The 10325-nt window shown below is 68.8% G+C and carries 9 protein-coding genes; 1 reads left to right on the top strand and 8 read right to left on the bottom strand.

The window, feature by feature from the left end:
• Positions 1 to 350 (bottom strand): 50S ribosomal protein L13 (rplM, locus tag ACFVYN_RS26900; protein WP_390002601.1); only part of this gene is annotated, 350 nt, incomplete at its 3' end.
• Between the two features lie 340 nt (positions 351 to 690).
• Here rplM and ACFVYN_RS26895 point away from each other — a divergent pair.
• Positions 691 to 1575 carry a hypothetical protein gene (locus ACFVYN_RS26895; RefSeq protein WP_390002600.1) on the top strand — a complete coding sequence of 295 codons (885 nt, stop codon included), beginning with the start codon at positions 691 to 693 and terminating at the stop codon, positions 1573 to 1575.
• Positions 1576 to 1609: 34 nt separating this feature from the next.
• Here ACFVYN_RS26895 and ACFVYN_RS26890 read toward each other — a convergent pair whose 3' ends face one another.
• Genes ACFVYN_RS26890 through ACFVYN_RS26860 form a run of 7 tightly spaced genes read right to left on the bottom strand, consistent with a single transcriptional unit; the run spans position 1610 to position 10028 of the window.
• Positions 1610 to 2149 carry a GtrA family protein gene (locus tag ACFVYN_RS26890; protein ID WP_390002598.1) on the bottom strand — a complete coding sequence of 180 codons (540 nt, stop codon included), beginning with the start codon at positions 2147 to 2149 and terminating at the stop codon, positions 1610 to 1612.
• Complete coding sequence (locus ACFVYN_RS26885) at positions 2146 to 2907, bottom strand: polyprenol monophosphomannose synthase (protein ID WP_390002596.1); 762 nt, start codon at positions 2905 to 2907, stop codon at positions 2146 to 2148. The genes ACFVYN_RS26890 and ACFVYN_RS26885 overlap by 4 nt, the downstream gene beginning before the upstream one ends.
• Positions 2904 to 4244 carry a UDP-glucose dehydrogenase family protein gene (locus ACFVYN_RS26880; RefSeq protein ID WP_390002593.1) on the bottom strand — a complete coding sequence of 447 codons (1341 nt, stop codon included), beginning with the start codon at positions 4242 to 4244 and terminating at the stop codon, positions 2904 to 2906. Before ACFVYN_RS26880 ends, ACFVYN_RS26885 begins: the two co-directional genes overlap by 4 nt.
• 33 nt (positions 4245 to 4277) lie before the next feature.
• The gene (locus ACFVYN_RS26875) at positions 4278 to 5819 is read right to left on the bottom strand and encodes a glycosyltransferase family 39 protein (protein ID WP_390002591.1); all 1542 of its coding nucleotides are present in this window, start codon (positions 5817 to 5819) and stop codon (positions 4278 to 4280) included.
• On the bottom strand, positions 5816 to 7492 hold the full coding sequence (locus ACFVYN_RS26870; protein WP_390002589.1) for a hypothetical protein: 1677 nt from the start codon (positions 7490 to 7492) through the stop codon (positions 5816 to 5818). The genes ACFVYN_RS26875 and ACFVYN_RS26870 overlap by 4 nt, the downstream gene beginning before the upstream one ends.
• Entirely contained in the window at positions 7489 to 8499 is a 1011-nt protein-coding gene (locus ACFVYN_RS26865; protein ID WP_390002587.1) for a glycoside hydrolase family 26 protein, read from the bottom strand. The genes ACFVYN_RS26870 and ACFVYN_RS26865 overlap by 4 nt, the downstream gene beginning before the upstream one ends.
• Positions 8496 to 10028: a glycosyltransferase family 2 protein gene (locus ACFVYN_RS26860; RefSeq protein WP_390002584.1), complete on the bottom strand. Its 1533-nt coding sequence runs from the start codon at positions 10026 to 10028 to the stop codon at positions 8496 to 8498. The genes ACFVYN_RS26865 and ACFVYN_RS26860 overlap by 4 nt, the downstream gene beginning before the upstream one ends.
• Positions 10029 to 10325 lie beyond the last annotated feature (297 nt).

The following is a 10325-nucleotide window of genomic DNA, read 5'->3' as shown; positions in this document are numbered from 1 at the left end:
CGACGGCCCAGGGAGTTCTTGGGGATCATGCCCTTGATGGCCTTCTCGACGGCCTTCTCGGGGTTCTTCGCCAGCAGCTCGTCGTAGCGGACGGAGCGCAGACCACCCGGGTAACCGGAGTGGCGGTACGCCAGCTTCTGGGTCTTCTTGTTGCCGGACAGGTGAACCTTGTCGGCGTTGATGATGATGACGAAGTCGCCCATGTCCATGTGCGGGGCATAGGTCGGCTTGTGCTTGCCACGGAGGAGATTCGCAGCGGTGGTGGCCAGACGGCCCAGGACGACGTCCTGAGCGTCAATGACGTGCCACTGGCGAGTCACATCGCCGGGCTTGGGGCTGTACGTACGCACTTCGCAGCCTTCTTCTTCAGTGGATGGGTGCTGACACATGGCATCACTGAAGCGATCGTGCAGCTGGGGACGACAATGGCCGGGGACACTGCCCGTATGCCGCCCACTGGTAACTGCTCCAGGGAACCTACGTAAGGGCCTCTCGTCTGAGAACGACCAAGCCGATACGCATAACAAACCGCAAGGTTACCCGCGCTGCCCCGGACGGGTCAAAACGAGTCCGCCGCGACAGGCGTCACAGCATCTCGGGGACCGAGATGTGCACCCCTGCCGGAAAGGTCCCCGGGCCCGTGTCCACAGGCCCCGCAGCACCTCCCGTCCCCCGTCTAAGATGCGCCCCATGAGCTTTGGGCAGCAGGGGGGACCCCCGTCCCAGTGGGACCCCTGGAAACCGCAGTCGCAGCAGCCGTGGGGCAGCGACGGGGGCGAGACTCCGGACTGGGCCGCGCTCGCCGAGGCCTCCGAGATCCGCAACAGACGGCGCCGGCTGTTCTTCATCGTCGGCGGCGCGCTCGCCACGGTCGCGATAGGCACCGCCGTGGCGATGGCCGTCGTATCGGCGAACGGCGACGACCAGGCGGACAAGCCGGCGTCCTCGCTGTCGGCCGCCGCGATCCCCAGCGCCACCGGGACCGCCCCGTCGTTCGCGCCGACCAGCGCCCCGCCGCCGCTGGACCCGAAGGACTTCATCGCCAGCAAGGCCAAGGACACGGCCCCGCTCAGCGCGAAGATCCTCTTCCCGGGCACCCAGCTGACCATGGGCTCGACCGTGTACAAGAAGGGCACGACCTCCGACACGAAGAACTGCGCCGCGGCCGACGGCGTCCAGGCCAGCCTCGGCAAGATCCTCGACGCCAACGGCTGCACCCAGTTCATGCGCGTCAGCTACACCAAGGACGGCGTCTCGGTGACGGTCGGCGTGGCCGTCTTCGACACCGAGGCCCGGGCGACGAAGGCCAAGAGCCAGGTCAACACCAAGAAGGACATCGTCAAGTCGCTGTCCGGCGGCGCGGTCAAGGCCTTCTGCAACTCCGCGATCTGCCGCACGACCTCGAACTCCTACGGCCGCTACGCCTACTTCACCATCGCCGGCTTCGCGAGCGGCAAGAACGTCACGGAGAAGGACACGGCGGTCTTCGGCATCGGCGACAACCTGGCCGAGTTCACCTTCCGCCAGATCCACCGCCGCGGCGAGGCACAGGCCTCCACGGCCGCGGGCGAGTGACCCGGCGCGCCGGGGCGCGCCGGGTCCGGTTCGGTCAGGTCCGCTCCCAGGAGCCGCTCAGGACGGGCTCGGGATACGGCAGGACGGGTTCCGGCAGGCTGCCGGCCGTCCGCCCGCTCCCGGCCGTCCTGAAGACCCAGGTGCGGTAGGACCAGAAGCGGAAGAGCGTCGCCACACCGATCCCGACGAACTTGCTGACGTTGGTGGCGAGCGTGCCGTCCCAGCCGAAGCCGTAGGTCGTGGCATAGAGAACCGAGTTCTCGATGACCAGTCCGATCGCGCTGAACAACAGGAAGAGGGTGAGCTCCTTCCTGCGGCTGTTGCGGTCCTCCTGAGCCCGTTTGCGGTACGCGAAGTACCGCAGCCCCAGGTAGTTGCTCAGGATCGCGACGACCGTGGCCAGGACGCTCGCCCGGACGGTCTGCCAGTCCGTGCCGGTCCTGATGAGGTTGAAGACCACGAGGTTGACGACGAAGCCCGACGCCCCCACCATGCCGAACTTCGCGATCTCGCGGTACAGCCTCCCCCACCGGGAGGGAAGCGCGTGACGTCCGCTGCTCACCGCCGCGCTCATCCCCGTCGGTTGCGCAGTCGCAGCCGCACCGGCATCAGTGCCGACTCGATCTGGGTCGAGAGGTTCATCTTGGAGACGCCCTCGGTGCGCTCCTCGAAGCGGATCGGGATCTCCACGGCGCTGTGCCCGGCCCGGACGGCCTTGAACTTCAGCTCGACCTGGAAGCTGTACCCGGCACTGTCCAGAGTCGAGAGGTCGATGTCCCGCAGGGTGGCCGCCGACCACAGGTTGAAGCCGGCGGTGATGTCCCGGATCTTGGTGCCGAGCACGGTCCGGGCGTACCGGTTGGCGAAGCGGGACAGCAGGACGCGGTGCCTGCCCCACTCCTCGTCCAGCGAGCCGCCCTCCACGTACCGGCTGCCGACGACCAGGCCGACCCCGGACGTCACAGCCGTACCGAGCATGCGGGGGACCGCTTCCACCGGGTGGCTGCCGTCGGCGTCCATCTGGACGACGTACTCCGCCCCCTCGGCGAGCGCGGCGCTCATGCCCGCGACGTACGCCCGCCCGAGTCCGTCCTTCTCGGTCCGGTGCAGCACGCTCATCCGGCGCCGCCCGTCCGAGTTGTACTTCTCAGCGAGCTCCTCGGCGATCCGCCCGGTGCCGTCCGGGCTGGAGTCGTCGACGATCTTCAGATGCAGCCCGTCGATCGGCAGGCCGAGGACCAGCTCCGCCATGCGGGGCAGGTTCGGCGCCTCGTTGTAGGTGGGCATCACGACGGTAACCGGTACATCCGGATATCTGTCGAGGCTCGTCATGTCGTTCTCTTCCCTCCCAAGAGACCCCTCAGGGGCCTCTCCCCAGCGGGCGCGGGTCTGCCCAGCGCCCGGAAGTGCCAGCCCGCCGCGGCCCAGCGCTCCCCGTCGAGCGCCCCCCGGCCGTCCACGATCCGTGGGCGGGCCACCAGTCGCGCGGCCCGCTCCGGGTCGATCTCCCGGAACTGCGGCCACTCGGTCAGATGCAGCACGAGGTCGGCTCCCCGCAGGGCTTCCTCGGCCGACAGTGCGTAACCGAGAAGCGGGTACGCCTTGCGGGCGTTGTCCAGCGCCTCGGGGTCGTAGACCGTGACGTCGGCGCCGTCGAGGCGCAGCCGGGCGGCCACATTGAGCGCCGGCGAGTCACGGATGTCGTCGGAGTCGGGCTTGAAGGCCGCTCCGAGTACGGCGATACGGGCGCCCAGCACCGATCCGCCGCACAGCTCCCGCGCCAGGGCGACGACCTTGTCGCGACGGCGCATGTTGATCGCGTCGACCTCGCGCAGGAACGCCAGCGAGACCCCGAGTTCGTCGGCGCGGTGCGCGAAGGCGCGGATGTCCTTGGGCAGACAGCCGCCGCCGAAGCCGACACCGGCGCGCAGGAACTTCTTCCCGATCCGGTCGTCGTACCCGATCGCCTCGGAGAGCACGCCGACGTCGCCGCCCGCGGCCTCGCAGATCTCGGCCATCGCGTTGATGAAGGAGATCTTGGTGGCGAGGAAGGCGTTGGCGGCCGTCTTCACCAGTTCGGCGGTCGGGAAGTCAGCGGTGACAACGGGCGTGCCCGCATCGAGGACGGGGGCGTACACCTCGCGGAGGACTCTTTCCGCATGGGAAGACCGCACGCCGAACACCAGCCGGTCCGGCCGCAAGGTGTCCGCGACGGCGAAGCCCTCCCGCAGGAATTCCGGGTTCCAGGCGATCTCGGTCCCCTCGAAGCGGGCGGCCAGCCGCTCGGCCGTGCCCACCGGCACGGTCGATTTGCCGACCAGCAGGGAGCCCTCGGCGGCATGCTCCGCGATCGCCGTGAACGCGGCATCGACATAGGTCAGGTCGGCGCCCTCGGACCCCTTGCGCTGCGGGGTGCCGACGCACACGAAGTGCACCTCGGCGAAGTCCCCTGCCTCCGCGTAGTCGGTGGTGAAACGGAGCCGTCCGCTCGCCGTGTGTTTCCGGATCAGCTCGGGCAGCCCGGGCTCGTGGAACGGCACGTGTCCGCCTTGCAGCGCGGCGACCTTGTCGGGGTCCACGTCGACCCCGAGCACCTCGTGTCCGAGCTCCGCCATGCAGGCGGCGTGGGTGGCACCGAGATAGCCGGTGCCGATGACTGTGAGCCGCATCCAGCGGCCTCCTTCACAACTCCGTGTCGGTCGCTACTTGCGCTCGAGAACCTGCACCACGACGTGGTTCAGCCTCACCGTGCGACCGGCCTTGAAGGACTTCTCGATCGTTGCCGCGGTCTTCGCGTTCATGCCGGTGAGCGGCGGACGCCCGTCGCTGACCGTGGAGATCAGCCAGAGGCGGTCGGTGCCCTTGAGACAACTCGCCGGCTTACGGCACTCGGTGGCGCCGTACGACCCGTTCTCCTGCGGGGTGTACTCCATGAGCACGTCCTCCGGAGCCTTGCGGTCCCGCAGCTCGTACGCCATGGCCCGGCGCTCCGACATCCCGCCGTTGAAGATCATTCCGTCGCCGGACCTCTCGCCCGCCGCGACGACGTTCGCCGCGCCCCGGAAGTCCGGTTCCATCGGCAGGTCCTTCTTGGCGTCGCCGATCGCCGGCCACGCCACGAAGGCGTACCCGGCCGCCACGACCGCGACCAGCAGCCCGCTCAGCACCTGCGCGCCGGTCCCCCGGCGGGCCTCGGGATCGAGTCTGCCGACGAGCCGGGTGAGCGCGGCGGCCACCAGAAGCGTCCAGGCCGGGATGGTGAACAGCAGATACCGCGGCAGGAAGAGGTGCAGCTGGTCGGCGGTCACGAAGGTGAGGACCGGCGGCAGTACGGCCCAGGCGGCGAGCAGCACCGAGTACCGCCCTGCCACCATGAGACCGACGACTCCGAGGGCCATCACCGCTCCGCCGGTGATCCACGACCCGAACAGAGTGTCCGGGAACTGGGTCAGGTCCTTGGTCGTGGTGACGTTCCAGGCGATCTGCCCGCTCTGCCCGGTGCCCTGCGCCACCATCGGGAAGGTGATGGACAGCCCCAGCATGGCCGCGCCGGCGAAGGCGTAGTGGGCGATGCGGTCGCCCCGCTTCCTGGCCAGGAAGACCAGCCACACATGCCCGGCGAGCACCGCCATCGCCACCAGGTGACTGAAGCCCGTGGCCGCGATGGCCAGCCCGTACAGCGTCCAGTTGCGCAGACTCGGCTTGTCCAGCGCCCGGATCAGCCACAGGGTGGCCAGCAGCGCGAACATCGTCGCGAAGGCGTACGGCCGGGCTTCCTGACCGTAGCGGGTGATCATCGGCACCACCGCGAACAGCAGCCCGGCCAGCGCACCGGTGCGCACCGCGAACATCCGGCGTCCCAGCAACCCGACCAGACCGGCCGAGACCGCCATGGCGAGCGCCTCCGGCAGCCGCAGCATGGCCGCCGAGTCCCCGGCGACGTCGACCCACAGATGCATCGCCGCGTAGTACGGCGCGATCACGACGTCGATGCTGCCGATCAGCCGTCCGAGGTCGTGCCACGAGATCGTGGACGCCCACCAGGTGGCGTGCTCGTCGCGCCACAGCTGGCGCCCGCCGAGCCCCGGCAGAACGCAGGCGGCCGCGACCAGCGCCGGCAGCAGGAAGGCGAGCCACGCCGAGCCCCTGCCGACACCGTCGGCGGACCGGCGGTGATCGGAGGAGGTGCCGTCCTCGGCTTCCTGGGCGGCCGTTTCGTCGACCGGTGGTGTGTACGCCGTCATCGCTTCACCCAGATCCGGTACGGCTCCTGTCCGCCGTCCTTGTCGGAGGGCCGCAGCAGGGCCAGCAGCCGGTAGTCGGCGTTGCCGCGCAGCGCCTCGGGAACGGAGTCGGTCCGCAGCACGATCGCGTCGTAGGAGCCCTTCTTCACGGCGGCTGCCAGGGCCGGGCCGCTCTCGGCCTGGTGCCACTGGGCGGGCTCGGTGTGCGCCCGCAGGTAGTAGGCGGAGATCTCCGGGTCGTCCGTCAGGTACTCGCCCATGGTGTCCACGACCTCGCGCAGGGCACCGATCATGGCGGCCGAGTCCGGCGGCCGGTACAGCTCACGGGTCTGCGCCATGCCGATGACCAGGGCGGCGACGTAGATCATGATGCCGATCTGCGGGTACCGGAAGTGGGCACCCATCATCCGCGAGACGCCGAGGCCCGCCATCGGCACCGCGAACAGCAGCCCGAAGCCGACGTGGATGTACAGCGAGCTGCCGTTGCCCAGCCAGGCCTGGTAGAGCGGGGCGAGCAGAGCGGTGGCACACATGGTCAGGCCGAGCAGGGAGCGTCGGATCGCACCGGGTGCGGTGCCCTCGGCCCACGGCATCTCGCCCATCCGGGCCCGCCGGATGAAGCCGACGGCACCGATCACGGCGACGAGCAGGACGACTCCGCCCCACTGGACGCTTTCCCTCAGCAGGTGGAGGGCGCTGTCGGTGCTGTGGACGTTCCAACCGCCCGGCGTGCCGGCGAGCTGGACTCCGGCGAAGCACAGTGCGCCGGTGGCCGTCGCGAACAGCGCGCCCCGCCCGAAGGCGCCCGCGCCACGGAACCGGTAGGCGGTCAGCACGGCGAGCACGGTCAGCGTGGGCAGGTACAGGGCGGCCGCATACGCGGCGAACGGCGCGAGGGCCGCGAACGGCGCCGCGAGCAGCACGGCTACGGGGCTCGCCTGCCGGGTCCGGGCCAGCAGCCACAGGGCGGCGGCGAGGAGGAACAGCGACAGGGAGTGCAGGGAGGCGTACCGGCCGGTGAAGGCGGTCGACTCCAGCACGGAGTACATGGCGGCGGCCGCGAGACCGGCCCGCGCGTTGAACAGCAGCCGGGTGGCGCCGAACAGCAGCGCCGTGGCTCCGAGCGCCCATGCCAGGCTCAGCGCCCGGGCCCCGGCGAGGCCGAGCTGGGAGACCAGCCCCGACAGTTCGCCGCCGGACATCAGGAACTTCGCCTCTTGAGGGAAGGCGCTGCCGTCGAGCCGGAAGGACAGCCCTGCCTGGACGAGCAGGATCAGGACCAGGACGCCTCGGCTGATCCATGCCGAGCGGCTGTTGTCGACCGACCAGGCCGACACCGGGACCTCGGGGAGCACATAGCCCGGCTCGGGCTCCGACTCGGGTTCGACGACGGTGTACTCCGGGACGTAGTACTCGACGTCGGATTCACCCGTGTAGGGACGCGCGTAGTACTGCTGCGCGGGACCCGGCTGCTGCGGGATGTACTGCTGCCCGGCATAGGGCTGCTGATGGCCGTACGCCTGCTGATCACCGTAGGTCTGCTGCTGTTCGTAGGCCTGCCGGTCGCCGTAGCCCTGTTGATGCTGGTCGGTGTGGGGCGGGTAGTGCTGCTGCCAGTCGTCCTGGTGCGGGCCGGGCTCCGACCAGCCGCCGTCCTGCTGCTGCGTCGTCATGAACGCGGCACCTCGAATCCGAAGTCGTCGTCCGCGATGAGGCGCTTGAACTCGGCCAGCGCGAGGGGGCTGCTCTGGATGCGCCAGTCGGCCCGCTTGGGGATGTTGAACCACAGGAAGCCGATGACGTCCTTGTCACCCTTCACACCCGCGAGCAGGTCGCGCACATCGGCACGCCGCCGCTCCCCGGGCTCCGACGAGGTCTCGCTGATCAGCACCGGCTTGTCGGTGAACGCGTCGATCTGGCGGCGCGTCGGGCCGTACAGGGTGTCGAAGGTGTGGGCGCCGGTCTGCGTCCAGTAGCCGACGACGCCGACCCAGTCGACGTAGGCGTCACCGGGCCAGTAGGGCTTCAGCTTCACGGAACGCACCGGGTTGATGACGTTCGGGCTCCACACCCAGACCACGTTCGTGGCGCCGACCTCCTGGAAGACGTCGTGAATGTGCCGCCACGCCTTCACGAAGGTCTCAGGGGTGGTGTCCTTGGTACCCCACGGATACCAGTGGCCGTTCATCTCGTGCCCGAAGCTGATCGCCACGGGCACGTTCGTCTTGCGCACACTGTCCGCGTACTTCTTGATGTACGCGTCCTGCGAGCCGTCGGCGATCTTGCCGAGGCCGGGCTTGAACGGCTCCCACGACACGTACATCAGGCCGCCGTCGCCGAAGACGTTCTGGGCGCCCTCGGAGTTGAAGCCGTCACCCCACGACGAATAGGAGCCGACCATGTTCGGCTTCTTGCCGACGGTCCTCGCGAAGGTGTCCACCGGCTTCAGGGAGCTGGGGGCACCGTCCAGGGCCACCCCGAAGTACTCCTTGTCCGGGTGCAGCAGCGGCTTCACGTCGTACGGCGGCTCCGCCCCGGGCGGCTTGGCGGAAGAGCCCGCGGACGGTTCCTTCGCGGCCCGGGCGGCGGGGTCGTCGTCACCTCCGAGCACACCACAGCCGGAGACCCCCGCCAGGGACATCAGCGCCACGCAGAGCGGGAGAACGGTCCTACGGATCATTCGGGCTCACCCGCTGAGTGGTGCTCCTTCGGCTGGATGAGCGCCCGCGCGACGACCAGCGCGTAGAACAGCCCGGAGGACAGGACCAGAGCGAAGTCCGGCGGGTAGCCGGTGAACAGGCGGTACACGGCCGCCCCCACCCAGACCACGGCCGTGCCGCCGCTCCAGATCCACATGCCCAGCCAGAAGCGGCGGGTCTTGTTCTTCTTCGCGCCCTTGGAGCCGGTCGGCTGCCAGCCCATGCGCTGCTTGCGCAGGATGTCCCAGATGGCGAAGACATGCGCCCAGCCGTACATCATCCGTGCCGACCAGGCCTCCAGCCGGTACGGCGCCTTGTGCCACATCGGGAAGACGAGGGTGGTGTAGGCGATGCTGGGCAGCACCCAGACCAGGTGCTTGACCTGGAGCATCTCGGGGCTGGTGAGCAGCAGCATGACGGGCACGAGCGGGGCGAAGAAGGTGAACAGCGCCGTGTGGATGTAGTAGAAGAAGCCGGACATGTAGCAGAGCCGACTGGAGAAACGTATCGGCGCGTCCCAGAACTTCTTGCTGGCGAGCAGCGACATCGATCCCGAGCACCAGCGGTACTGCTGGTTGAAGAAGGCCCCGGCGGTGTCCGGGCACACCCCCGTGGACAGCGCGACCGGCACGTACTTCAGGTCCCAGCCGAGCCCGCGCAGGTCGAAACCGGTGTGCACGTCCTCGGAGTGCTCGATGAGGGTCGTACCGCCGTTGGTCTCCAGCGCGGCCCGCCGGTAGATGGCGCAGGAGCCGACACAGATGGCGCCGTCGCTGTTCTGCCGGGACACCTGCACGGAGCGGTAGAACAGCTCCTGTACGGCACCGGCCCCGCGCTCGATCCAGTTCTGCGAGTCCAGCACCCGGAAGTACTGCGGGGACTGCACGATCCCGATGCGCTCGTCGGTCTCCATGTACGGCAGCAGCTCCTCCAGGAGGTCGGAGCGCGGTGTGAAGTCGGCGTCGAGGATCAGGACGTACTTGCCGTCGGACTGCCCGAACCCGAAGTGCAGATTGCCGGCCTTCTTGAACCAGCCACGGTTCTCCCGGGTGCCGTAGCGGAAGCCGAAGTCCCGGGCCATGGCGGCGAGTTCCGGACTCGCGCCGTCGTCGAGGACGAAGGGCACGCACACGCCCGGATACCGGTCGGCCAGTTGCCGCACATGGGTCCAGGTGTTGTGCAGCACCTCGATGGGCTCTCCGCACACGGGCAGGAAGACGTCGACGCTGGGATAGACCGGGGGCCGCCAGCCGCGCACGAGCCGTTGGTGGTACTCGAAGTCGAAGTCGCGCGTGAAGCCGTTCACCTTCAGCGACACGAGGTAATAGACGACCGTGAAGAACACCGGTGGCGCGAAGATCCACATCAGCGGACTGGCCTTGACCAGCGCCACCTGACTGACGGTCAGGCAGCCGAAGCTGACGATCGAGGCGAGCGTCAGCACCCACAGGCGCCTCTTGACGTACGAATACTTCTCCGCATGCGAGGGCGGCGCGGGCAGAAGCCCCATCGGCGCCTGCTCGGCGCCACGCTTTCCTCCACGCCGCGTGGATCGGTGCCCCCCGGCACCGGTCGCTCCGGACATGCGGGCAGAGTCAATGGATGACATGCCTACCCTCCGGGCCATAAGCCCGATGTGTTCCCCACCCCAAACAGCCCCTTTCGAACAAAGGGGCTAGATGCGGAAGGTTATCCGAGGGATGTGAATGGCGTAAGAGCCATGTGAAGGCATAAGCCCGCTACGCTACTTATGCCCCTTATTTTTGTTGAAGCGTGGCGTAACCAACAGGTTTCCCATCTGGACGGA

The organism is Streptomyces sp. NPDC058307, from assembly GCF_042880295.1.
Lineage (GTDB): Bacteria > Actinomycetota > Actinomycetes > Streptomycetales > Streptomycetaceae > Streptomyces.
The sequence above is the reverse complement of the archived record's forward strand: the minus strand, read 5'-3'. Positions and strand labels throughout refer to the sequence as shown.

Excerpts from the sequence above, each read along its gene's own strand:
- ACFVYN_RS26895 (WP_390002600.1), top strand. The coding sequence starts at position 691 with ATGAGCTTTGGGCAGCAGGGGGGACCCCCGTCCCAGTGGGACCCCTGG.
- ACFVYN_RS26890 (WP_390002598.1), bottom strand. The coding sequence starts at position 2,149 with ATGAGCGCGGCGGTGAGCAGCGGACGTCACGCGCTTCCCTCCCGGTGG.
- ACFVYN_RS26885 (WP_390002596.1), bottom strand. The coding sequence starts at position 2,907 with ATGACGAGCCTCGACAGATATCCGGATGTACCGGTTACCGTCGTGATG.
- ACFVYN_RS26880 (WP_390002593.1), bottom strand. The coding sequence starts at position 4,244 with ATGCGGCTCACAGTCATCGGCACCGGCTATCTCGGTGCCACCCACGCC.
- ACFVYN_RS26875 (WP_390002591.1), bottom strand. The coding sequence starts at position 5,819 with ATGACGGCGTACACACCACCGGTCGACGAAACGGCCGCCCAGGAAGCC.
- ACFVYN_RS26870 (WP_390002589.1), bottom strand. The coding sequence starts at position 7,492 with ATGACGACGCAGCAGCAGGACGGCGGCTGGTCGGAGCCCGGCCCGCAC.
- ACFVYN_RS26865 (WP_390002587.1), bottom strand. The coding sequence starts at position 8,499 with ATGATCCGTAGGACCGTTCTCCCGCTCTGCGTGGCGCTGATGTCCCTG.
- ACFVYN_RS26860 (WP_390002584.1), bottom strand. The coding sequence starts at position 10,028 with ATGGGGCTTCTGCCCGCGCCGCCCTCGCATGCGGAGAAGTATTCGTAC.